The organism is Hymenobacter radiodurans (assembly GCF_004355185.1).
Lineage (GTDB): Bacteria > Bacteroidota > Bacteroidia > Cytophagales > Hymenobacteraceae > Hymenobacter > Hymenobacter radiodurans.
This window is the reverse complement of the sequence record NZ_CP037922.1, coordinates 1,522,648-1,546,691: the sequence shown is the minus strand read 5'-3', so window position 1 is coordinate 1,546,691 and position 24,044 is coordinate 1,522,648. Positions and strand designations below refer to the sequence as shown.

The 24,044-nt window shown below is 56.2% G+C and carries 17 protein-coding genes and 1 pseudogene; 9 read left to right on the top strand and 9 right to left on the bottom strand.

The window, feature by feature from the left end:
• The first annotated feature begins 4 nt into the window (after positions 1 to 4).
• The 4 genes from EPD59_RS07735 to bglX all read left to right on the top strand — a co-directional run bounded on the left by EPD59_RS07735 (position 5) and on the right by bglX (position 7,447).
• Positions 5 to 1,564 carry a RagB/SusD family nutrient uptake outer membrane protein gene (locus EPD59_RS07735; protein WP_133272282.1) on the top strand — a complete coding sequence of 520 codons (1,560 nt, stop codon included), beginning with the start codon at positions 5 to 7 and terminating at the stop codon, positions 1,562 to 1,564.
• A gap of 203 nt (positions 1,565 to 1,767) precedes the next feature.
• Positions 1,768 to 3,129: a glucoamylase family protein gene (locus tag EPD59_RS07730; RefSeq protein ID WP_133272281.1), complete on the top strand. Its 1,362-nt coding sequence runs from the start codon at positions 1,768 to 1,770 to the stop codon at positions 3,127 to 3,129.
• A 132-nt stretch (positions 3,130 to 3,261) separates the two neighbouring features.
• Positions 3,262 to 5,019, top strand: a complete 1,758-nt coding sequence (locus EPD59_RS07725) for a family 43 glycosylhydrolase (RefSeq protein WP_133272280.1) — start codon at positions 3,262 to 3,264, stop codon at positions 5,017 to 5,019.
• 220 nt (positions 5,020 to 5,239) lie between these two features.
• Positions 5,240 to 7,447 (top strand): beta-glucosidase BglX, encoded by a 2,208-nt coding sequence (gene bglX, locus EPD59_RS07720; RefSeq protein WP_240731664.1) that lies wholly within the window; start codon positions 5,240 to 5,242, stop codon positions 7,445 to 7,447.
• A 168-nt stretch (positions 7,448 to 7,615) separates the two neighbouring features.
• Here bglX and EPD59_RS07715 read toward each other — a convergent pair whose 3' ends face one another.
• The 3 genes from EPD59_RS07715 to EPD59_RS07705 all read right to left on the bottom strand — a co-directional run bounded on the left by EPD59_RS07715 (position 7,616) and on the right by EPD59_RS07705 (position 11,621).
• Positions 7,616 to 10,342, bottom strand: coding sequence for a cyclic nucleotide-binding domain-containing protein (locus EPD59_RS07715; protein WP_133272279.1), 2,727 nt, complete (start codon positions 10,340 to 10,342; stop codon positions 7,616 to 7,618).
• 75 nt (positions 10,343 to 10,417) lie between these two features.
• A complete protein-coding gene (locus EPD59_RS07710; RefSeq protein WP_133272278.1) occupies positions 10,418 to 11,113 on the bottom strand; it encodes an HAD family hydrolase in 696 nt (231 codons plus the stop codon).
• A 13-nt stretch (positions 11,114 to 11,126) separates the two neighbouring features.
• On the bottom strand, positions 11,127 to 11,621 hold the full coding sequence (locus EPD59_RS07705) for an NUDIX hydrolase (RefSeq protein ID WP_133272277.1): 495 nt from the start codon (positions 11,619 to 11,621) through the stop codon (positions 11,127 to 11,129).
• Positions 11,622 to 11,673: 52 nt separating this feature from the next.
• On the opposite strand from EPD59_RS07705, the gene EPD59_RS07700 reads away from it, so the two are divergent.
• Positions 11,674 to 12,309 carry a chloramphenicol acetyltransferase gene (locus EPD59_RS07700; protein ID WP_133272276.1) on the top strand — a complete coding sequence of 212 codons (636 nt, stop codon included), beginning with the start codon at positions 11,674 to 11,676 and terminating at the stop codon, positions 12,307 to 12,309.
• Positions 12,310 to 12,645: 336 nt separating this feature from the next.
• On the opposite strand, the gene EPD59_RS07695 is transcribed toward EPD59_RS07700, so the two are convergent.
• On the bottom strand, positions 12,646 to 16,266 hold the full coding sequence (locus EPD59_RS07695; protein ID WP_133272275.1) for an ABC transporter permease/M1 family aminopeptidase: 3,621 nt from the start codon (positions 16,264 to 16,266) through the stop codon (positions 12,646 to 12,648).
• Positions 16,263 to 17,192: an ABC transporter ATP-binding protein gene (locus EPD59_RS07690; protein WP_133272274.1), complete on the bottom strand. Its 930-nt coding sequence runs from the start codon at positions 17,190 to 17,192 to the stop codon at positions 16,263 to 16,265. The genes EPD59_RS07695 and EPD59_RS07690 overlap by 4 nt, the downstream gene beginning before the upstream one ends.
• 221 nt (positions 17,193 to 17,413) lie before the next feature.
• Here EPD59_RS07690 and EPD59_RS07685 point away from each other — a divergent pair, with 221 nt between their 5' ends.
• Genes EPD59_RS07685 through EPD59_RS22345 form a run of 3 tightly spaced genes read left to right on the top strand, consistent with a single transcriptional unit; the run spans position 17,414 to position 19,135 of the window.
• Complete coding sequence (locus EPD59_RS07685; protein WP_133272273.1) at positions 17,414 to 18,439, top strand: sensor histidine kinase; 1,026 nt, start codon at positions 17,414 to 17,416, stop codon at positions 18,437 to 18,439.
• Positions 18,408 to 18,899, top strand: coding sequence for a LytR/AlgR family response regulator transcription factor (locus EPD59_RS07680; protein WP_240731663.1), 492 nt, complete (start codon positions 18,408 to 18,410; stop codon positions 18,897 to 18,899). Before EPD59_RS07685 ends, EPD59_RS07680 begins: the two co-directional genes overlap by 32 nt.
• On the top strand, positions 18,896 to 19,135 hold the full coding sequence (locus tag EPD59_RS22345; RefSeq protein WP_240731662.1) for a LytR/AlgR family response regulator transcription factor: 240 nt from the start codon (positions 18,896 to 18,898) through the stop codon (positions 19,133 to 19,135). Before EPD59_RS07680 ends, EPD59_RS22345 begins: the two co-directional genes overlap by 4 nt.
• A 67-nt stretch (positions 19,136 to 19,202) precedes the next feature.
• Here the strand turns inward: EPD59_RS22345 and EPD59_RS07675 are convergent, their stop codons facing one another.
• The 4 genes and pseudogenes from EPD59_RS07675 to pxpB form a co-directional block, all read right to left on the bottom strand.
• Positions 19,203 to 20,393, bottom strand: coding sequence for an NRAMP family divalent metal transporter (locus EPD59_RS07675; protein ID WP_133272272.1), 1,191 nt, complete (start codon positions 20,391 to 20,393; stop codon positions 19,203 to 19,205).
• A pseudogene (locus EPD59_RS07670) lies at positions 20,390 to 21,132 on the bottom strand (LamB/YcsF family protein). Before EPD59_RS07670 ends, EPD59_RS07675 begins: the two are co-directional and overlap by 4 nt.
• Before the next feature lie 186 nt (positions 21,133 to 21,318).
• Positions 21,319 to 22,332, bottom strand: coding sequence for a 5-oxoprolinase subunit C family protein (locus tag EPD59_RS07665; protein ID WP_133272271.1), 1,014 nt, complete (start codon positions 22,330 to 22,332; stop codon positions 21,319 to 21,321).
• A complete protein-coding gene (gene pxpB, locus EPD59_RS07660; RefSeq protein ID WP_133272270.1) occupies positions 22,322 to 23,065 on the bottom strand; it encodes a 5-oxoprolinase subunit PxpB in 744 nt (247 codons plus the stop codon). The genes EPD59_RS07665 and pxpB overlap by 11 nt, the downstream gene beginning before the upstream one ends.
• Before the next feature lie 268 nt (positions 23,066 to 23,333).
• On the opposite strand from pxpB, the gene EPD59_RS07655 reads away from it, so the two are divergent.
• On the top strand, positions 23,334 to 24,038 hold the full coding sequence (locus tag EPD59_RS07655) for a PA2169 family four-helix-bundle protein (RefSeq protein WP_133272269.1): 705 nt from the start codon (positions 23,334 to 23,336) through the stop codon (positions 24,036 to 24,038).
• Positions 24,039 to 24,044: the final 6 nt, after the last annotated feature.

Below are 24,044 nucleotides of genomic sequence, written 5' to 3'. Positions count from 1 at the left end.
GCCGATGTATTTCTCTATTCCCACCTCTCTCCCGCGCCGCGCCGGTACGGCTGCCTTAGCCCTAGCCCTAGTGATGGTCAGCGGCTGCAAAGATTTCCTTGATGTAGCTCCCCAAGGCCAGCTGAGTGAAGATGCAATTCGCAATGATCCAGCGGCAGCTCAAAAGCTAGTCGATGGGGTGTACAACGTCATGTATCTTGGGGGCTTTGGCCCCGATGTTCATGGCTTACAATACGTTATCATGACGGACATCGCCTCCGACGACTCCGATAAAGGCAGTACTCCGAGTGACTATGGCGATGCGCTTACCATCGACAATTTTACGCTAACCTCCAGCAATGGTACCCCCAATAACGTTTGGAATGGGTACTTCCAAGGCATAGGACGAGCCAATCAGGCCTTGGACAAAATTCCGCTGAGCCCTGCGCCTGAGGCAGATAAAAACCGTTTGATCAGCGAGGTGCGCTTTCTGCGCGCTTACTTCTACTTCAACTTAGTGCGCCTTTTCGGAGGAGTGCCCTTGCTTGACCGCGTACCTCAAACCTCTGAGATTAACAGCCCAGAGTTTCAGCAGCGTGCTACCGCCGATGCCGTTTATGATTTCGTCATCAGCGACCTACAATTTGCCGCTGATAACTTACCGTTGAAAGGTGCCACCCAGACGGGGCGGGTTACGAAAGCGGCTGCGCAAGGCATGCTAGCTAAGGTGTACCTGTATCGCAAAAACTATCAGCAGGCCTATAATCTGACCAACGAGATTATTCAGGGTCGCTCGGGAACGTATGCATTGCAGGAAAACTACGCGGATATTTGGCGCACGGCGGGTGCAAATGGGCCCGAATCCATCTTTGAGGTGCAGGCGGGTGTTAGTGCTTCCTGCAACAACTCCGCAGTGGAGCTATACACCGTATCGCAGGGACCACGCTCGGGTGGCCGGGGCGGCTGGGCTGACTTAGGCTTCGGTTTCAATACGCCTACCACATCGCTGGCCAGTGCCTACGAGCCGAACGACGTACGGCGAGCAGCCAGTATTATCTTCATTCAGCCAACGGCCCCCGCGGGCCAGCGCTCCACCGGCACTGTGCTGTGGGACGGCTTTCGCATTCCGAGCAAAGACTCGGTAGAAGGCTTCCGCTACAGCTATAAAGCCTACCATAGCCGCACCCGCGAAGCTAATTGCGGTAACAACGACTTCTTGCCTAAGAATATTCGGGTGTTACGCTATGGCGAGATCCTGCTCATCAATGCTGAGGCTGCCCGGCAAATTGGTAACACTACCGCTGCGGCTACGAGTTTGAACTTGGTGCGTCGCCGTGCTGGCTTAGCAGCCATTCCGGCTCCTACCCTCGAGCAAATCTGGGCGGAGCGCCGCGTAGAGCTTGCTCTTGAGCACGACCGGTTTTTCGACCTGGTCCGTCAGGAAAGTGTGATTCCCGGCCGCATCGTTCCCATTTTTGCTGCACAAGGTAAAACCTTTGTGAAAGGCAAGCATGAGCTGTTTCCCATTCCGCAGGCCCAGATTGACTTAAGCGGTGGCCAACTGACGCAGAACCCCGGGTATTAATGAAACTTGCTAAACACTACTAGACTAGAGTTAGAAAGCTAGTTCCCCTCCTCAACTGAGGAGGGGTTAGGGGTGGTTGACAATCGCGACCCATTTTCTAGAAATAGTTCTTGTTCTAGCGTCATCAACCGCCCCTAGCCCCTCCTCAACCGAGGAGGGGAACTAGCTTCCTAGCCCTAGTTACACGTCGTCTAAGCTGACTTATGAAAGCAAAACTTCTCCTACTTCTGTATCTGCTGCTACCTGGATTTTTAGTTGCCCAGCAAAAACCAGCACCCAAAAAAGCCCCCCAGACCACCAAATTCGACCCACGCCAACGGCCCCGCAACCTCTCAGATGAGCAACTGCTGGACTTGGTTCAGCGTCAGACGTTTCGGTACTTCTGGGACTTTGGGCACCCGGTATCGGGCATGGCGCGCGAGCGGAGCAACGTGGCCTACGAGTATGGCGGCGAAGTAGTAACCACCGGCGGCACGGGCTTCGGCATTATGGCCATCATTGTGGCCGCCGACCGGAAGTGGATTACGCGGGACGAAGCGGCGGCGCGAATCCTGAAAATCGTTAAGTTTCTGGGGAAGTCGGATTCATTTCACGGTGTGTTTCCGCACTGGCTGAATGGGGAAACCGGCAAGGTTATCCGCTTTAGCCAAAAGGACGACGGTGGCGACTTAGTGGAAACTTCCTTTCTGTTTCAGGGGCTGATTTGTGCCCGCCAATACTTCACCCAGGAAAGCAAAACGGAGCAGGAACTGCGCAACCGTATTCTGTGGATGTGGGAAGGCGTGGAATGGAACTGGCACCAGCAAGGGGGGCAAAATGTGCTCTACTGGCATTGGAGCCCCAACAACGGCTGGAGCATGAACCACCAAATTCATGGCTGGAATGAGTGCTTAATTACCTATGTCATGGCGGCCTCCTCACCTAAGTTTCCCATCGACAAAAAGGTGTACGACCAAGGCTGGGCCACCGGCGACTACTTCAAGAATGGCAAGGAGTTCTACAAAATCAAGCTGCCCTTGGGCTTCGACTACGGCGGGCCGCTGTTTTTCTCGCACTACTCTTTTCTGGGCATCGACCCGCGTGGGCTCAAAGATCAGTACGCCGACTACATGCAGCAAAACCAGGCCCACACCCGCATCAACTACGCCTACTGCGTCGACAACCCGAAGAAGTATAAAGGCTACGGACCCAACAGCTGGGGCCTTACCGCCTCAGATAGTCACAAAGGTTACGCGGCCCACTCCCCGTCTGAAGATTTGGGCGTGATTTCGCCTACTGCCGCCCTATCGGCTATGCCTTACGCGCCGGCCGAGTCGATGGCGGCCTTAAAGCACTTCTACAACGATCTGGGGGACAAAATATGGAGCGAATACGGCTTCGTGGATGGCTTCAGTGAGCACCATAATTGGTACGCCAAATCGCACCTCGCCATCGATCAAGGCCCTATCATCGTCATGATTGAAAACCACCGCACCGGCCTCCTGTGGAAGCTATTCATGAGCAGCCCCGATGTGCAGCGCGGCCTCACCAAACTCGGCTTTGAAAGCCCTCAGATTAAGAAATAATTCCTCTGAACGTCATGCAGCGCGCAGCGAAGCATCTCTACCTTAGTGCTAATCTCAACGAAGCGGGAGAGATGCTTCGGCAAGTGGACGCCAGATAGAGCATGACAGACGATTTTGTTTTCATTAATGCCCATGCTCAGAACCCTGCTCTTGTGCTTTGCTGCGTTGCTGAGTTTGGTTACACAAGCTCAACCAACGGCCAGTCCTGGCCAGCGGACGTATTGCAACCCACTAAACTTGGATTACGGCTACACGCCCATTCCTGACTTTGCAGTTTCGGGTAAGCACCGCGCTACGGCCGACCCGGTTATCACTTTGTTTAAAGGTGACTATTACCTTTTTTCAACCAACCAATGGGGCTACTGGCACAGCAAAGACCTGTATAGCTGGAAGTTCGTTTCGCGGTCCTTTCTCAAGCCTCACCATAAAGTCTATGACGACTTGTGCGCGCCAGCCGTGTTTGTAATGGGCGATACGCTGCTGGTATTTGGGTCGACGCACGAGAAAAACTTTCCGATCTGGATGAGCACCAACCCTAAAGCAAACGAGTGGAAAGAAGCCGTAGAGCCCTTTCAAATCGGCGCTTGGGACCCTGCTTTTTTCCTCGACGATGATGGCAAGCTCTATCTGTACTGGGGCAGTAGCAATGAGTTTCCACTCTACGGCCAGCAGATCAACCGCAAGACTTTTCAGCCTATTGGGCAGCCCAAGGAAATGTTCGGGCTGAATGACGAGCGATTTGGCTGGCAGCGGTTCGGCGAATACCTCGACAACACCTTCCTTGACCCGTTTATGGAAGGCGCCTGGATGAACAAGCACAACGGCAAATACTACCTCCAGTACGGCGCGCCCGGCACCGAATTTAGCGGCTACGCCGACGGGGTGCAGGTGAGCGACAATCCCCTAGGCCCGTTTACACCGCAGCCTCACAACCCATTTGCTTACAAGCCCGGCGGCTTTGCCCGCGGCGCCGGCCACGGCAACACTTTCCAGGATACCTACGGCAACTGGTGGCACCACTCCACAATGGTGGTATCGGTGAAAAACAACTTCGAGCGGCGCCTCGGCCTTTGGCCCGCGGGCTTCGATAAAGACGGCGTGCTGTATAGCAACACCATGTTTGGCGACTATCCGCACTACTTGCCCGATGGCCCCGCCGACCACCTCAAAAGTCGCTTCACAGGTTGGATGCTCCTTAACTACCAGAAGCCAGTGCAGGTATCCTCAACGCTGGGGGGCTTTTCGCCCAACTTCGCCGTAGATGAAAGCATCAAAACCTACTGGAGCGCCGCCACGGGCAATAAAGGCGAATACCTCCAGACCGATTTGGGCAACCTCAGCACGGTGCACGCCATCCAGATCAACTACGCCGACCAAGACGCAGAATTCCTAGGTAAGCAACAAGGCACATACCACCAGTACAAGCTTTGGCACTCCATGGACGGCAAAAAATGGAAGATGCTGGTGGATAAAAGCCAGAACAAAACCGACGTCCCCCACGACTATATTGAGCTAGCCGAGCCAATAAAAACGCGCTACCTCAAGCTCGAAAACATCCACATGCCCACCGGCAAATTTGCCATCAGCGGCCTGCGCGTATTTGGTAAAGGCAACGGTTCTGTGCCCGAAGCTGTGAAGAACTTCATCGTGCTGCGGACTGAAAAAGACAAGCGTAGTGCCTGGCTGAAATGGAAAGCCGTCGACAACGCTTACGCTTACAACATCCACGTTGGCATCAGCTCCGATAAGCTCTACAATTGTATCATGGTGCACGGCTCCCCTGAGTTTTACTTCAAAGGCATGGACAAAGAACTTCCCTATTATTTCACCATCGAAGCCATCAACGAAAACGGAATTTCCACCAGAATACCAGTCGTGACGGCTAAGTAGAGACACATATTTGTCTCTACTTGTTGAACAGCATTATCCTCATAACCAGAACGTCATGCAGAGCAAAGCGAAGCATCTCGCGTGCTGACGCAGGATTAGCAATCCCACTAAACACGCGAGATGCTTCGCTCCGCTCTGCATGACATACGTTTTCAACTAACACTTCTGGGGGCTTTTTCACCTCCCTTTTGCGCTCCAAACCCATCCTATCCTTTCCCACATGAAAAGAACGTTCCGCACCGCTTTGCTTCTGTCTTTGGGGCTTTTGCTGAGCCCGACGCTGCAAGCCCAGACCACTGTTGCTCCGCCTTCCAGTGTCAATACCCAGAAGATGAATCAGTTTGTGGAGGCGCTGATGAAAAAGATGACGCTGGACGAGAAAATCGGCCAGCTGAATCTGGTGTCGGTGGGATTTGACGTGACCGGGCCGGTGGTCAGCAAAGACGTAGACGCCAACATCCGAAAAGGCAATGTGGGCGCGGTGCTCAATACGTACACGCCGGTGGCGGCGCGCAAGCTGCAAGAGCTAGCCGTGAAAGAGTCGCGCCTCAAGATTCCGCTGATTCTGGGCTACGATGTTATTCATGGTCACCGCACCATCTTCCCCATTCCGCTGGGTATGGCCGCCAGTTGGGACCTAGCCGCCATGGAGCGCAGCGCCCGAATTGCGGCTGAAGAAGCCGCTGCTGATGGTATCAACTGGGTGTATTCGCCCATGGTGGACATTGCCCGCGATCCGCGCTGGGGCCGCATTGCCGAAGGGGCCGGCGAAGACCCATACCTCGGCGCCCAGATCGCCCGCGCGATGGTGCGCGGCTACCAGGGCACCGACAACGATATGAGCAAGCCCACCAACGTGATGGCTTGCCTCAAGCACTTTGCCCTCTACGGCGCCGCCGAAGCCGGCCGCGACTACAATACCACCGACATGAGTCTGGTGCGCATGTACAACGAATATTTGCCCCCCTACAAAGCTGCTATCGAAGCCGGGGTGGGCTCGGTAATGACCTCATTCAACGATATCAACGGCGTGCCGGCTACGGGCAATAAATGGCTAATGACCGACTTGCTGCGCACGCAGTGGGGCTTCAACGGGTTCGTGGCTACCGACTATACCGCCATCAACGAAATGACTGCGCATGGCATGGGCAACGACGCGCAAGTGTCGGCCCTGGCGCTGAGCGCAGGTACGGATCAGGACATGGTGGGTGAGATTTTCCTGAAAAACCTGGCGAAAAACCTGAAAGACGGCACCGTCAAGCAAGAGCAGATTGACCTAGCCTGCCGTCGGGTGCTAGAGGCTAAATACAGGCTTGGTCTATTCCAGGACCCCTACCGCGGCGTGACGGAAAAGCGCGCCAAGGCAACCATGATGAAGAAAGAGTTCATCGCCGATGCGCGCAGCATCAGTCGCAAGAGCATGGTGTTGCTCAAAAACGACAAGAACACGCTGCCGCTCAAAAAGATTGGCACAATTGCGCTGATAGGTCCCCTGGCCAACCGCCAACGCGATATGATTGGCTCCTGGAGCGGCGCCGGCGACTGGAAACAGGCCGTTTCCTTGGAGCAAGGCATCAAAAACGTAGCCAGCGGCGTGAAGATAGTATACGCCCAAGGTGCCAACATCACCGATGATGCGCAGATGATTGAGCGCCTCAACGCCCACGGTGGCGACCTGAACATTGACAAGCGCACGCCCGAAGCCATGATTCAGGAGGCGGTACAAGCGGCCCAAAGTGCCGATGTGATAGTAGTCGCTGTAGGCGAGTCGCAGGGCATGACGGGCGAGGCAGCCAGCCGCGCTGATATCAGCATTCCGGCCCCACAGATGGAATTGTTGAAAGCCCTGAAAAAGACCGGTAAGCCGCTGGTATTGGTGCTGATGAATGGCCGGCCCATGGCACTGAGCTGGGAAAATCAGAATGCCGATGCTATTCTGGAAACCTGGTTTTCGGGCACGCAGGGCGGCAACGCTATTGCCGATATACTGTTCGGCGACTACAATCCATCGGGCAAAATTACGGCTACGTTTCCGCAGGTTGTGGGTCAGGTGCCACTCTATTACAACCACAAAAGCACCGGCCGCCCCTTCAACGGCACCGACAAGCTCGACAAGTACAAGTCGCGCTACTTGGACGTGAGCAATGACCCGCTGTATCCTTTCGGCTATGGGCTGAGCTACACCACGTTCAGCTACAGCAAACCGGAACTCAGCAAAACCTCAATCAAGCAAAGTGAGCCGCTGGAAGTGCGCGTAACCGTGCGCAATACCGGCAACTACGACGGCGAAGAAACTGCCCAGCTCTACATCCGCGACATGGTTGGTTCTATTACCCGACCAGTAAAAGAATTAAAAGGATTCCAGAAGGTGACCTTGAAAAAAGGCGAAAGCAAAACCCTCACCTTCCGCCTCACCCCGACGATCTAAAGTTTTATAACAACGACCTAAAATTCGTGTCGGAGCCCGGCGACTTTCAGGTGTTTGTTGGTGGCAATTCCCGCGATGTGCAGGAAGCCGCGTTTAAGCTGGAATAACCGTTTTAGACTGAATGAATACAGCCAGCCTGATGCTGGGGGGCAAATTTGCCCCCCAGCATCAGGCTGGATTGCTGAGTGGGGCTTGAGTTTGCATCTTCTCATTCTGGCGACGCAGGCGTTGGCAGAGCACCTTCATGATGTTACGCAATACCTCGCTGCGCTCCTCCATCACATCATAGAAGTCCTCCTGATCGAGGCGGAAAGCAACAACCTCACCTTGGGCAACGGCGGAGGCTGAGCGAGGCTCGGCATCGAGTAAAGCTAGCTCGCCAAAGAAGTCACCTTTGCGGAAAGTAGTGAGGTGCTGAGTGCCGTTGAAAATACCTACTTCGCCTCCGTACACGATAAAGAGCGAAGTACCCAGGTCGCCTTTGGCAAAAATCTGTTGCCCATCGCGGAAGCTTACTTCCCGCATAATGGGCACGATGCTGCTCAGCACGTTTTCGGGCGTCTCGGCAAACAAAGCAGTTTGCTGAAGTATATGCACCCGGTCGCGGGCCGAGATGGTAGCAGTGGTAGCGTGGGTGTGGCTCATAAGCAGGGCAGGTAAGGCTGGCTCGACATCCATAAGCTGTTCATAGAGTTCAGGTTGACGCTCCGACAGCTTTTTCAGCACAAAGAAGGCACTTTCCCGAATAAGGTAGTTGGAACTATGTATATACGGTAATAACAGTCTGATTGTGTGGGGTTCGGCGTGCCAATGGCGCAGGGCTACACTGATGGTCCAGTCGGAAAAGGCCACTTCCCCCTGCTCAACAATAAACGGGACTACGCGCGCAGGCTGGCTGAGCGGCCCCAGCAGCCGATCAAATACACGCACTTTCTCCGCTACCGGCGCTACATCGAGCAAGGCTTGCAGGCCCTGATAGAGGGAACGCGGAATGATGTTGTCCAGAATTTCGAGGGCGTTGGCTTGACGTTCGCGGGCCGCGTGGTCTACGCCGCGCTGGGCATCGGCAATGATATGCGGGGTGTAAAGCTGGAAAAGCAAACCAAAAATCCGCTGCTGCACTTTAGCCAATTCATAGTAGAGGCAGCGGCGCAGCTCGTCGTGGCTAAAGGCAGCAATGCCCTGCAACAGCTGATGCGCCAGCCGCATTTCCTCCTGCACCAATGCCTGAAAGATTGGCGCGTCGGTTTCCACTTGCTCCATGGGGCGCAGCGCGCGCAGCGCTGTTTCGCGCTGGTGCAAGTTGGCGCGACGAGCTAGCGCGACCAGTGCTTGACGGCTGGCAGGTACTGGCTGACGGGCACACAGTTGCGCCACCCGCCGTACCAGGGCATCACTCGCCGTGGGTGATTCCAGCGTTTGAATCAGCTCAGGTAAGACGCTGGAATCCAGTTGTAGGAGTTGGGCTGTAGCTGCCCGGCGCTGAGTTTTGTCCTCCAACGCGTCAATCAGAGCTTGCACTTCGGCTGGGCTAGCTGGCAGCTGCTCTTCGGCTAAGAATTCGCTCGTTAGAACTGCCGCTTCCGCCGAACCGCCAAAGCGACGACCCAAGGCATGTTGAAGCTCAGCCATATAATGGCCATAGGTGCGGTGCAAGAAAAACAACGCGCCCGCAGCAAACAGGCTCATCCAGACAAACGGCGCCCACTCATTCAGGCCGGGAAAATCGTGCAGGGCGAACAATAAAAGCCCCCCCAGTGCCATTCCCAGCGGCTCGTAAAAGCCTTTGGCCCGCGTATGTGCCCGCAGCCGCTCGGGCGGGGAAAGTGGCTGAAATAGTACCAGAAACACAGGGTCGAACACGGCGCGGCGCAGTACTTCCAGCCCCAGGTACAAGCCACAGAAATAAAGCAGCAGCACCGAATCATTGGCGCCAACCTGCCATAAGCCGCCAAATACCAGCAGCCCAATTAGCAAAGCCACGGGCAAGGTCACCAGCATCCGACGAATACCAACCTGCTCCAGGGCTTTCTGGGTGAGTAGCATTTTGAAAACCATTGCCAGCAAATACGTGACTACCAGCACGCTACTTACATAGCGCATCACCGTGGCTTGGTCGTGGAACTTGTGCTTAACGTTGACAAAGAAAGAGTACTCCACACCCGCCGTAACTGCCGCAATGGCCGTGATACTCAGGCACGTGGACAGCACCAATTGGCTGTCGCCGAACCAGCGTTGCAGGCCCGGCGCCAGACTGGTCAGGCGCTGAGGACGTGAAGTAGGCCGCGCTTCTACCGAATGCGAGCTTAGGGTAGTACGTAAGGTGTACAACGCCCCCAAATAGGCCCCCAAGGCCAGCAACAGCAGAAATAGCAAATCGGTGTGGGCGTGCACGAGCAGCGCCAAAATGGCCCCCAACGCCTTCGCCGGCATATCGCCCGACCCGATCAGGCCGAAGAGACGCTTGCTCTGGCGTACATCGAACACTACCGCCGACACACCCCAAAACTCCAGATTGGTCAGCAGATAAATCACCCGATAACCTGACATAATGGTAACGGCCGCTGCCACCGAGTGCCCTACGGCCACCAGCACACTTATAACACCCGTAAACGCCACCACGGCCAACAGCACCCGTACGGCGAGGCGCTGCAGGGGCAAATGGTGCTCGAAATAGGTATATGCCTTGCCCGCCGCCATCATGGCCAGCGCGGCTAGGCCGTAGGCCAGCGGCAGGTTGCGCTCGGGGTTATTTTCGAGCAGGATAACGTTGGCCGACACGTACACCAAGATGGTGCCGATGCCTAGCAAAAAGTTATGCAGAAAGAATAGCCATACGGTTTTGACCTCAGTCGCGCGCACGCCGATCAAATCGTACCACTTGGAAGCAAGCATGGATAAGCGTTAAGAAAGAAGTAGCAAGGTAGGCGTTCGGTGAGAAGTTGAACCGAAAGTAAACGTTGGCTGCTCTTAATTGAGGTAGCTCAGCACATCAGTCATGGAGGCGGCCTCGTAGAATGCCACACCTTCTAACTGCTCGGCGGGCACCTCTTCGTGTATCCAGTTGGTGTGATAGGGCACGTGCACGGCCCTTGCACCGAGCTGCGCCACCGGTAACACATCTGATTTCAGCGAATTGCCAATCATGGTGAATTCAGAGATGGGCACTCCGTAGTGAGCTAAAATGCGCCGATACGTGGCCTCGTTTTTCTCGCTTACTATTTCCACGTGGTCGAAGAAGTCGCCTAGGCCGGAGCGGGCCAGCTTGCTTTCCTGGTCAAACAAGTCGCCTTTGGTAAGCACCATCAGGGGCTGACCGCGCTCTTTAAGCGTGCTCAGCACTTGCTCTACTCCCGGCAGCGGCTCAATGGGATAGTCGAGGAGGCGCTTACCCAAATCAATGATTTGCTGGATTTCGTGGCCGGCAACGTTTCCTTCGGTGAGTTGAATGGCCGTTTCAATCATCGACAGCATAAACGACTTGGCCCCGTAGCCAAACAGCTGCATATTACGCCGTTGTACCTCGTACAGGTGCGGGCCGATGACGACCGGGTCGCCGCAGCGGATAAGGATGGCGAATAATTGCGCCTCCACGTGGTCGAAATGAGACTGATTGGACCATAGCGTGTCGTCGGCGTCGAAAGCAATAAGTTGAGAGGCGGGCATTATCTTGAGTTGGCTAGGAAATAAGGGGCAAGCTCAGGCCTTGCAGTTCCTCGCGCATGACCAAGGGGCGCAGCGTTGCGTCGTAGGTCGCGTCGAATTGAAAGGGCCGATTGGCCAGTAAGTACTCGTAAATAAAATGATCGGTGAGCGGGGTGGGCACCACGGCCAGCTCAGCCTTCTCCACCCAAACCAGCGTGCCTTCCGAACAGGCCGGTGGGGGCACCCGCTCGATGTGGGCTTCAAATACGAAGCTGATCCAGTTGTAGTCGACAGGTGAGGTTTCAACCAGCATCCCCCGCCAGACCATTTCCAGCGGCTGCAAGCCGGTTTCCTCTTGTACTTCCCGGAAAGCTGCTTGTTGGGGGCTTTCGTATGGGTCTAATTTGCCCCCCACGGGCGTAAATAACCCTTGGTGGGGTGGCTTCAGCCGCTGAAGCAACAAGAAGGCGTCGGCGTGGCGCAACACACAGAGTACAGCTGCTTTCTTCAATCCGGGAGCTACGGTCATGCGGGCGGAATTTGTGGCACTGAGTTAAGCAAAGTTACCGAACTTGCGGCTCATGAAACAGCTGATTGACCTCGCTCAGTGGCCCCGCCGGGAGCATTTCGCGTTTTTCTCAACTTTTGATGAGCCTTTCTTCGGACTGACGGCTACCGTGGACTGCACCCAGGCCTACACCGAAGCCAAGCTACAAGGAGTACCTTTCTTTCTGTATTACTTGTATCATTCCTTGCAGGCGGCCCAGGAAGTGGAGGCATTTCGCTACCGCGTCGAGGGCGAGCAGGTAGTGTGCTACGACCGAGTGCACGCCTCGGCCACCATCGGCCGCCCCGATCACACATTCGGCTTTTCCTTTATCGAGCTACACGACTCCCTACCCGATTTCGTGGCTGCCGCCAACCGCGAAATAGAAGCCGTCCAGCAAAGCACCGGCCTGCGCCTCTCCGACGCCACTGGCCGCCCCGACGTGCTGCACTGCTCGGCCGTGCCGTGGGTACGCTTCACCGCGTTGTCGCACGCCCGCAGCTTCCGCCACGCCGATAGCTGCCCCAAGCTTTCGTATGGGCAGGTGTATCTGGAAGGTGCCACCCGCCTGCTGCCCGTATCGGTGCATGTGCACCACGGCTTAGCCGATGGATACCACGTAGGGCAGTTTCTAGAAGCTTTCCAGCGTCGGCTGAATTGTGGTAGCTAGCCATTCAGTTACTAAAACACTAGATCACTAGAGAGCTAGAAGACCCTAACCCCTCCTCAGCTGAATTCCGCGCATCAAGCGGCGTGGGTTAAGGGTGGTTGGCAATCGAGAATGATGTTCTTTGCTTGTTTATTAAATGGTCATCCTAAGCTTGCCGCAGCATCTCAGCCGCTTCGCTCCGCGCTGGAGAGATAGTTGTTCGCACCTAGTCGCATTCGTTACTTATGGGCTTCTAGTTACAATGCGCCGAGAAATTACATCAGGCCATCTCGGCAGCCGGGTTGTTCCTCGTTTCGTGCAGGACAATGCTGTCCGGATGCTCCTCGTGCAGCACCCTTATTTTTTTGGCTCTACCACTTTGTCATTATCTACCAGCTCCCAATCAATTAACAAATGGCGAGGATCAAAACTCACTTTAGCGGGTTTGTCTGGTATCATTAACACAATCGTCTGCTCGCCGGATTTTATAAGATGCTTTTGCAGGTAGAGCTGCTTGCCTATTCCCTTTCCCGATTCAGCGGGCGCAAAAACTCCGATTTCTACCCAATCCTTCATTGGTAATTTCGTCTCGGTGCCGGCGCTATTCACTACCAGCTTATTCGCTTGTAGGGTGAGCGTCACCTGCCAAGTGCCACCAGGGAGTTGTTTGGCGGTCGCGGTTTCCGTTGCCAGTTCCCAGAAGGTGTTGGCCTCGAATAGGTCGTGTAGCAGCGGTTGGAGCGAGTCCGGCGTGGCCGTTTGCAGCTCTCGGTAGAGGTCGAGCGACGTGGGGCGGGGAATGGTCCCAGGTCGGTGCTTCGCCAGCAGTTGCCGGAGCGCGCCGTTTACCCGGTCGCGGCCCATGTATTGGCTCAGCGCGTACAGCGCGAAGGGGCCTTTGCGGTAGTTCTGGTAAAAGCCCTCGGCCTGTAGCAGTGGCTTGGCGGCCCGGGTGCGCGGGGTTTCGTTCTCTTCCCGCAGGAAGCGCAGTAGCGCCTGCAGGTGCTCCGGACCATATTTGTCCTCCAGCACGCCCATGGCCGAGTACCAGGCCAGGCTTTCGGTAATCAGGCCGGCGCCCTCCACGTAGGCTTGCTTGAGCTGGTTGCCCCACCACTGGTGCGCTACCTCGTGGGCTACCACGGCCGTCACCAGGTCAAAGCCCCGCTCGTCAGCCTTGGGGTTCATGAGGAAAAAGCCTTCCTCCGCCGTGATGTTGATGGGCGAGGCATGGTTGCCGAAGGCGTAGCTGGCATGGGCCACGAAGCGCAACTGCCGGTGCGGGTAGGGCCCAAACTGCTTGGTGTAATAATCCAACGACGCCTGGGCGCTCCGAACCATGCGCGCCGGGTTCTCCGTCATCCCCGGAGGATAGTAAACCTGGATGGCCACATCCTGCCCAGAGCCGGCCGAGAGGTTGCGCCATACCCCTTCCTGCACCGCGTAGTTGGCCGAGAAAAAGGCGTATTCATTGCGAATAGGCGCGTCTGTGGCGTAATGAAAGTAGCGGCGGCCGGCTTTGGACCAAGTCCGGCGCAGGGTGCCCGGGGCCACAACGGTCTGGCCGGCATCTGTGCCCACGATGGCCTCGAAGCGGATTTGTTCAGGGAACGGGGCGTACCGGCGGGCTGCCACGTCGTAGAGCGAGTAGGTAGCGGGCCGGGGTGCCAAGCCGTGCGCTTTGCGGTCGCCGGCCTCGTCCAGCTCGCGGTAGGGCTGATACCCTAGCACCGGCAGCCACTCTAGATTTCGAAAGCTGGTACCGTTGGCCAGCACTTGCGCGCCGGCCCCGTTGTTGGAAAAGCCCTGCGCTTTATGATTCACTTGGAAGCGCAGGCGCAGCGAGTCGCCGGGTTGCAGGGGCTGGGCCAGGGCGTACATGCGGTAGCCATGCTCCTCGTCCCGGTGAACCTGTTTGAAGGGCTGGTCAAAGTTTACCGCAGCGGTTTCAACGCCGGCCCCGGTTGCTAGATGAATGGAGTCAATGGGAGCCGGGCTGTTGTTCACGAGCAGGTACGTTCCCTGTATCGTCACCGCCCGCTGCTGCGGGTAGATTTCCACTTGTAGGTTTACGCCAGTTAGCAGGGGTTGGGGGGCGTTATGGTACCGGCGGTAGCGCTGCTCGTAGGCGGCACGCTGCGCGGTGGCTGCTGACGAGCTCAGATAGCCATTCAACACGTTGGTATTGTAAAAGATGAACCCACCCAGAGTAAAAATGCCCCCCACGGCCACCGCCGAAACCAGCGCGGTGATAGGCGTGAAGCGCCGGCGAGCCAGCTGGAGCCGCGCTGCACCACTGCCCTCCCGGCCCCGCACCCAGAACAGCAGCGCCACAACCGCCAGCAACAGCGCCCAGGCCACCCAATACCCTTTGAACCACAGCCAAGGCGCCAGCGACGAGCCAAAGCCGGCCATGTCGGTGTAGGTCCATTGCGGACTGGCGCCAAAGATGAGCAGCTTGTGCTCGATGCCCAGCGTAGGCGCAAAGGACATGAACCCGTAGACCAGCAGCGCCACCAGATGCGCCACAAACTTCTGATTCACCAGCACATGCACGGTGAGGGCCAGCAGGGCAAAAAGCAAGCAGTCGACTAGCTGCAGCCCGAATAGGGTCCGCACGTACAGTCCAATTTCAGGCGAAGCGCCACCGATGGCCACCTGCGCCACCATTCCGGCCGTCATTAAGAAGGCCAGCCACACCACCAGCACCAGGCTTAGCGCCAGAAACCGGCTCAGGAACAGCACCCATTCGGGCACTGGCGCCGCGTTGGCAACCTCGCTCAGCCCGGTTTCCCGTTCCCGCCACACCAGCTCGCCGGCGTAGAAGATAATGACCAACGCAACAAGGACCCAAAAAGCGGCCGGCCCCGCCAGGGGAGCGGTAAGGTACTCCAGGATGAAGTCGGTGCGGGGCAGCAAGGGCACGCCCCGGCCCTTCAGGTTGCCGGATATGGTGGCCCCCACCAGCAGGGCAAAAACGGCCAGCAGCGGCAGCCCGGCCTTGCTTTTGGCCAGTTGCAGAAAGGATTCCCAGGTAATGAGGCGCAACTGATGCAGCTGGGTGGCCCAGCCATACGTTCCCTTGGCCTGTGGCAGCGCCTGCCCGGTTCCCCAGTGCAGCTTCTCCCAGGCCGCCACCGCGGCGGGTAGCGGTTTGCCCGACGGCGGTTTTTGGCCGGTTCCGGGCAACACAAACTGAAACCGGAAGTAGGTAAACGCGAGCAGACCCAGCGAAATGCCGAACCACAAAAGGCGGTTGGCGAGAAAGGAGCCTTCCAGCAGCAGAAAGCGCGTGTTTTTCTCCTGCGGGCTCCAGTCAATGGACAGATGGCTCAGCACCGGGCCAAAACTCATCGGGTCGGCCAGATTGCCCCATGCTTCCCCTTTTTCCAGCAGCGGCCATATGGTGTAGGACGCCGCGAACAGAGCCGCGCCGACCAGATAACTGGCCAAGGCCTTGCGGCTGAGCACCGCCGCCGAAAACTGCATGGCCGTTGCGAAAAAGGCGTTGGGCAGTGCGATGAAGAAAAAGGTAGTCAGGTAGGGCGCCACCCGAAACGGACCCAGAATCTCGGCCTCGACCCCGGCAAAGTGCATGGCCAGCAGCATCCCCACCGGGATGGCGAGCAGCTGGAAGGCGCTGAGGGCCAAGGCGGCCAGGTACCGCCCACCCAAGTAGGCGGCTTTGCTGGCGGGGGCCGCGTAGGTAAGCAAATGCATGCGGGTCTGCACGTCGCGCGCCGCCGCCTCGCCGGCTACGGAGGCGCCTATCACCAGCCAAAACACGCAGCAGATAACCGTGACGGCGGCCATGACGATGGGCGCATTCAGTAAAATGTACCCGTCCCGCGCATCGGAGGCATAGTTGGCAATGACCACCAGAAACGTGATGACTAAGATGACCCCGAAGTAGAGCCAGGTAGCGGCCCGGCGCAGCTGGTAAGTGAATTCCAGCGCAAAAATCCGTTGGAACTTCATAGCGCTACTCCCTCCGCTTTGGGTTGCTGACTAACCGTGCCGAAGCAGCCCGTCATGGCACTGAAGTAGACATCTTCCAGGTCCGGCTCCACTGGCTCGAATCCGGCGCCGGGCCGATCCGGGCTGTACACGTGTACCATAGTGCGCCCGCTGAGTAGCTTGGCGGAAATAATCTGGTGTTCCTGGTTTAGCGCTGGCAGGGCCCGTTTATCAGTCAGCTTGCGCCAGATGCGGCCTTTGAGCGAGGCCACGGCCTCCAGGGGCTCGGCTTCGAGCAGGATTTGGCCTTGGTTGATGATGGCCATGTTGGTGCACAGCTCCGAAACGTCTTCCACGATGTGCGTGGAGAGAATCACCACGCTGTTCTCGCCCAGCTCACTGAGCAAATTCAGGAAGCGCACCCGCTCGGCTGGGTCCAGGCCCGCGGTGGGCTCGTCGACGATGAGCAGCCGCGGGTTGCCCAGCAAGGCCACCGCCACGCCAAAGCGCTGCTTCATGCCGCCAGAAAAGCCCCCCAGCTTCTGCTTGCGCTTATCCCACAGATTGGTTTGCTTGAGCAGGGCCTCGGTGGTTTCACGGCGCACCGCCCGATTGGTAATGCCTTTCAGTACGGCGAAGTAGTCGAGCAGCTCTTCCGCGCTGGCTTTGGGGTACACGCCGAATTCCTGAGGTAAGTAGCCCAAGGTTTGGCGCACCGCTTCCTTCTGGTTCACCACGTCGATGTCGCCTAAAAATATTTGCCCCCCATCCGGCTCCTGCAACGTGGCAATGGTGCGCATCAAGGTTGATTTACCCGCGCCGTTGGGGCCCAGCAGCCCGTACATGCCCAGCGGAATATCCAGCGATATATTATGCAATGCCTGCACGCCATTCGCATACCTTTTCGAGACATTGCGGATGATCAGGCCTAAGGGGTGAGTTCCCATTTTATCGGATTTGCTTCAGTTACCTTTCTATTTCAGAACGAAGCAATCGTTACCGAATCGAATAGCGAAATGTGATATGCTGATGCGGTGAAGTACTCGACCAAGTTGGACTTTGCTTCTGCCAACGCACTGGCAGGCTCCTTTGCCTCTCCCGTAGATTAGCCTTCGTAGCTGGTCGAAATGCTGGCCCGGACTAGCACCGAAAAACCCACCTTTGTGCTATGGAGCGCGTCAAAAGAATCTTCCGGCTGATTCACCTATCTGTCTGGGTCTTATTCACCTTGGCGGTAGTCTTACAACTTAAAGGTGATACCGACGCCCACTGGCGTACCACCACGGCGGGTTTTATAACCACCTGTATGTATGTTTTTTACGGTCATTTCTACCTATTAACCCTTACTACCGGCAAGAGAAAGGGAAGAGACTATTGGCTCCGACTGGCGGGCATCGCGCTGACCGCGCCTTTGTGCTTTTTGCTTTTCCACCAGCAGCCGTTTGATTTTGGGTATTATTCAATGCACTTAATCACCACAGTCCCCATCTTTCTCTTCCTGAGCTGGCTGGCCCGGGTCACCGAGAACTTAGTGCTTAACACCATTCGGAAAGAACAGTTGGAGAAGCAGGCCGTGGAGGCCGAATTGGTTAATTTGAAATCACAGATTAACCCGCATTTTCTGTTCAACACCCTCAACAACATCCACACGCTGGTATATAAGCAAGCTCCGGCCGCCCCGGAGGCGGTCATGCACCTGGCCTCGTTGATGCGCTACATGATTTATGAGTCCAACGCGGCCACGGTTCCGCTGACCAGGGAGATGGATTATTTGCGGGACTATGTGAGTTTGCAGCAGCTCCGCTACAAGCACAGCCCAGTAGTGGACCTACAGATAGAGGGGGAAACTGAATCATGCTACATTGCCCCGTTGCTGTTCATTCACCTGCTGGAAAATGCCTACAAACATAGCCCCGCCCGGTTGGAGCCCGGCGACCTGAAGGTAAGGGTGGAAATACAGGACGATATCCTTGCCTTCAGCGTGCAGAACCCAATAGGAAAAAAATCGACCAACGCGCTCGAAGAACCGGGCGGCATCGGCTTACCCAATGTTCGAAAAAGGCTGGCTTTGTTGTATCCTGATCAGCATACACTGACTATTCAGAACACTGGCGAAACCTTCACGGTTGCCCTTACCATCCAAGGCCTTCATTTACCGGCGCATGAAAGAAAAGCTCACCTGCTACATCATTGAGGATGAGTACCTGGCCCAGGAAATAATGGAAGAATACATCCGGAAAGTCCCGTTTCTGGAGCTGAAAGGGTCATTCGTGAGCCCCCTGGAGGCCGCCGGTCATTTGGAGGAAGACAAACCCGACCTACTGTTTCTGGATATCAACATGCCGGACCTGGATGGGCTCAGCTTCATCCCGATGCTGAACCCCAAACCCATGATTATCCTGACTACCGCCTACGACCAGTATGCGCTGAAGGCTTATGACTTAGAGGTGAAGGACTACCTGTTGAAACCCTTCACGTTTGAACGGTTTTACAAAGGCGTGTTGCGTCTGTATCAGGAAAAAAGCCCCCAAGCTCCTTGGCGAAGAAGGAAGAAAAAGCGGAAGCGAAGCCGGAGCAGGAGTATATTTTTCTCAAGGTGGGCCACCGCATTCAGAAAGTGGCTACCCGCAATATTCTCTTTGTGGAGGGTATGAAAGACTATTTACGGATTCATACCACGGAGGAGAAGATTATGACTCTGTTGAACTTTGCCAAACTAGAAGAACTGCTGCCCGCTCAGGATTTCGCCCGCGTGCACCGATCCTTTCTGGTGGCACTTGATAAAATTGACCACATCGAGAAAAACCGCATTCGCATTGCCGACCAACTCATTCCCATCAGTGATACCTATGCCGAGGCTTTTTATAAAATGCTAAAGGGGTTTCAATAGGATGAGTTAGTACTACGGCGGTCCTGAAGCAGGAGAAATGCGGCGATAAGCTCTGCTGGTTTTAGAGTTAATTAAACAAGCTACTCAGCTGCTGCACAAATACCTGCGCGCTCATCCACGTCATTACCAGCACCACCAGCACCCCCACAACGGCCAGCCACAGCGGGTGCCGATACTCGCCCACTACTTTTTTGCGGTAGGCGGCTACCAGCATAGTAGCCAGCGTGATAGGCAGAATAAATCCGTTTAGAGCGCCCGCCAAGATGAGCAGGCTAACTGGTTTGCCGATGGTAATAAAGATGAGCGTTGAGATTAAAATGAAGGCAATGATGAGGCGGTTTTCGTGCCGGCTGATGCTGGAATGAAACGATTTCATAAAGGAAACCGAAGTGTAGGCCGACCCTATCACGGAGGTGACGGCCGCCGCAAACATCACCACGCCGAATAGCTTGTAGCCAAAATTGCCGGCCGCCAGCTGAAATACGGAAGCCGGCGGATTGTCGGCGGCGATGGTCAGGCCTTGGCTAACAACGCCCAATGACGCCAGAAACAACAGCACCCGAATAATAGAAGCCACCGTGATTCCAGAAACCGCGCTGGTCATTACCTGAGGCAGGGCGGCGGGGCCTTTCACGCCGGCATCAAGCAGGCGGTGGCCGCCGGCAAAGGTGATGTAGCCGCCCACCGTGCCGCCCACCAGCGTCACGATGGCCATGACATCCAGCTTGGTGGGGGCGAAAGTTCTAACCAACGCTTCGCCCACCGGCGGCTCCGATGTAAAGACCACGTACACGATAATCAGAATCATGAGCAGGCCCATGAACTGGGCAAATCGGTCCATAGCTTTGCCGGCCTCCTTTACCAGGAAAATAGCAATGGTGAGAGCCGCAGATATGGCAGCTCCAACTTCTACCGGAATCCCAAACAGCACTTGCAAACCAAGCCCGGCGCCGCCCACGTTGCCAATGTTGAAGGCTAGCCCACCTAGCACTATCAGGAAGGAAATAAAGCCCCCCAGACCCGGCAACACTGCATTGGCTATATCCTGGGCCCGCATTTCGGACACCGCAATGACGCGCCAAATGGTGAGTTGTACGCCCAGATCAATGAGGATAGAAGCCAGGATAACGAAGCCAAAGCTGGCTCCCAAGGCTTGGGTAAAAACAGTTGTTTGGGTAAGAAAACCGGGCCCAACCGCCGACGTCGCCATCAGAAAACCTGCCCCTAACAATACACTCCAGTTTCGGGCCTGCTTCATTGGGCAGTTTTTCTAAACGCTTGCAAGCTTACTCCTTCGTTTTGCAGAGTTTGCCGGATGTGGCGGGCAAATTCGAGGGCATGGGCACCGTCGCCGTGGATGCAGATGGTATCGGCCTGAATGGCTACGTCGGAGCCTTGCTGGGCGCGCACTGTGCCTTCTTTTACCATGCGCACTACTTGCTGGGCGGCTTCTTCGGGCGTGGTGAGCAGGGCGTTGGGCAAGCGGCGGGAGGTCAGGTTACCGTCGGGCTGGTAGGTGCGGTCGGCGAAAACCTCATGGGCTACCTGCAAACCCAGTTTGGTGCCGGCTTTGGTAAGCTCGCTACCAGCCAGGCCGTAGAGCACCAGCTCCGGATTGATGCGGTACACGGCTTCGGCAATAGCTTCGGCCAGCGGCGCACTAGCGGCCGCCATATTGTATAAGGCGCCGTGGGGTTTTACGTGGTGGAGCCTGCCTCCTTCGGCCGCCAAAAAGCCCCCAGTGCTCCTATTTGGTACACCACCATATCGAAGGCTTCTTCGGGGGAAACTGCCATTTCGCGGCGACCGAACCCGACCAAATCCGGCAGGCCGGGGTGGGCACCGATGGCGACTTGGTGCTGGAGGGCGAGGCGCACGGTTTTGCGCATCACGACTGGGTCGCCGGCATGGAAGCCACAGGCAATATTGGCGGAGGTGATATAAGGAAGAATAGCCGCGTCGTTGCCCAGATTATAAGAGCCGAAGCTTTCCCCCATGTCACAATTCAAGTCAACAGTAAACGGTTGGTTCATCTATTCATTTTTATGACACTAACTCCAAAACGTCATGCAGAGCAGAGCGAAGCATCTCGCGTGCTGATGTCTGATTACTAATCCTGCGTCAGCACGCGAGATGCTTCGCTCTGCTCTGCATGACGTTCTTATGAATCGCATAACTCTGCTTCAACCAGTCAGTTTAAGCTGTAAAGACTGTTGCAGTTGCCGGATGTTGAGTTCCTGCTGGCAATACAAGCGCTGAGCTTCGGCCAGCGACACCTCCTGAAAGCGAATTTTGCCCCCCGGTGGTACCTGCGCCAGCAGCGAGAAGTCGGCCGTAACTACCTGCGCGATGCGCGGATAGCCGCCTGTGGTTTGGTGGTCGGCCAGCAAGACGATGGGGTTGCCTTCGGGAGGTACTTGCACCGTGCCGAAGGTAACGGCGCTGGAGAGCATTTCCTCAGGCTGCATTAGGGTCAGAACTGCGCCATCGCCGCGCAGGCGGTAGCCCATGCGGTTGGAAGCCAGCGTCACGGTGTACTCCTGCGCCCAGAAATCCTGCTGACCAGCATTGGAGAACAAGCTATACTCCGGACCCGCCACCGCCCGAATACGGGGGTCGGGCTGCGGCCCCTGATACAGTTCGGGGCTGGGCGTCCAGGCAGCTTGCACCCAAGCTTTGGCCGGACTGGCAACAAACCTTTTTAGCCATAATTGCTTCGCTAATGCTGGTGGTCCGGGGCAGGGTATTACGTCGCCGGTTTTTAAGGCCCTCCCCTGCCGGCCGCCGATGCCCGCCTGCAGATACGTGGAACGAGACCCCAGCACCGTGGGCACCGTGAGGCCGCCGGCAAGGGCCATGTAGGTGCGGCAACCAGAGCCTTGGGGGGCAAATTGCAGCACGCTGCCCTGGCGCACAAAGATGGGCCGGTTCATTTTTATGGGCTGCCCATTGATGGCAGGAGCCAGATTGGCGCCGGTAAGTGCCATAAGTTGATCTTCGTCGAACCGGATTTTGGGCCCGAGCAACGTGACTTCCAGGCCCGCTTCATTTTCCTGATTTCCTACCAGCAAATTGGCCACGCGCAGCGCCAGCGCGTCCATCGCCCCACTCACGATAATGCCTTCTTTCTGGTAGCCGATTCTACCTAAATCCTGAATCGTGGTCAGGAGGCCGGGGCTGAGGATGCTAAGACTCATGCTTGTTTTGCTGCTCAAACTCGGCGGCTGTAATGGGCACAAAACGCACCTGATTACCTGCCCGTAGCAAGCTTGGGTTCTCCTGACGCGGGCGAAAAAGTCGCCGGGGCGTGCGGCCAATTAATTGCCAGCCGCCCGGCGTGGGGATGGAATATACGCCCGTTTGCTGACCCGCAATTCCCACCGACCCGGCCGGCACCAAAGTTCGGGGCTGGGACTTGCGGGGAGTGGCTATTTGCTCATTCAGACCGGCTAAATAGGGAAATCCGGGAGCGAACCCCACCATAGCCACCACATACTCTGGCTCGCAATGGAGCTGAACTACTTCGGCCTCCGACAAGCCTGCATGGCGAGCCACTTCTTCCAAGTCAGGGCCCAGCTTTCCGCCGTAGCACACCGGTATTTCTACCAGGGTAGGGGCAATTTTTGGTTGGGGAGTTTGCGCCTGCGCCAGCATTGCCTGCGCTATTTCGGTCATGCGGACGTAGGGGTCGAGGCGGCCTTCTTCGCTCATCAGCCACGGGTTATAGTACAGGGTGAGCGTCGTGTAGGCCGGCACATATTCTAGCAGCCCCAGCACTTGTAGCTGGTCGAGATAGGCGCAGCAAGCCTGAATACGCTGCTGGACTTCCGTATTATAGACGCGGCTGAACTGCAGCACGATGCCCGAATCGCCCAAAGGATAAATTTGGGGTTGTGACCATTGAATTTGCCCCCCACGTCGGTTTTGCATCGGCTGATTAAATAAATTCTGTTCTCTTTTCACTGGCAGAGCTTCCCACCAGAGCCTGCGCTTAACTCGCTCGTTTTCAACCGCAGGGCGGCCGACTGTGCTAGCTAACAAGCACATATAGAATTAGGAGAAGCTTGAAAGCGCAGGTGAAAATCGACAAAAATATCGGGCTTAGCGCTGAAGCAGCTCATCGGTTAAGCAAGTTCAACTTAACTACTTGCCCCACACTGCCGTAAGCCATATCAGTACTATAATAACTTATTGCATCATGGACCAATCACAGCAATCATCTCCGCAAAATAGCACATCGACGCAGTCGCAAGGCGCAGGCCAGCTACTCGACCAAGCCAAAAAATGGGTCAACCAAGGTAACGTATCCGATCTGCTTGGCCAGTTACCCAATTCAGTAAAGGACTTGGGCACGAAAGCAACTACCGGCTACAACAAGCTCAGCACTACCCAAAAAGTAGTTGGTGGCGCTGCCATAGCATTGGGCGTGGGCTTGTTGCTCACCAATCGCAAAAAGGGTAAGGGCAACAAAAAAGCCAACACACTGCAGGAGCTACTGCTCTTCGTCAACGACCGGATTGAGGGCTACAAAAAGGCCGCCGACGAAAGCCAAGACACGGAGCTTACCGGCTACTACAAGCAATTGGTGAGTCAGAGCCAGCGCTTTGCCAACGAGCTCAACAACCACCTACGTCAGCAGGGCGGCGAGCGGGAAGACGGCACTACGGTGAAAGGCAAAATCTACCGTCGCTTCATGGAAGCTACTTCCGCAGTGACAGGACACAGCGAAAAAACGATTCTGGCCACTAACATCCACGGTGAGATGTGGGCTTTGAAAGCCTACAAAGAAGCCCTCAGCGACCGTAGCCTAACCGGTCAGTTGCGCCAGGAAGTAGAGCGTCAGCATACGCAGTCGCAGGCAACGTATGACAAGTTGAAGCGCTTGGCCGAAAAGCAAAGCTAATCGTAC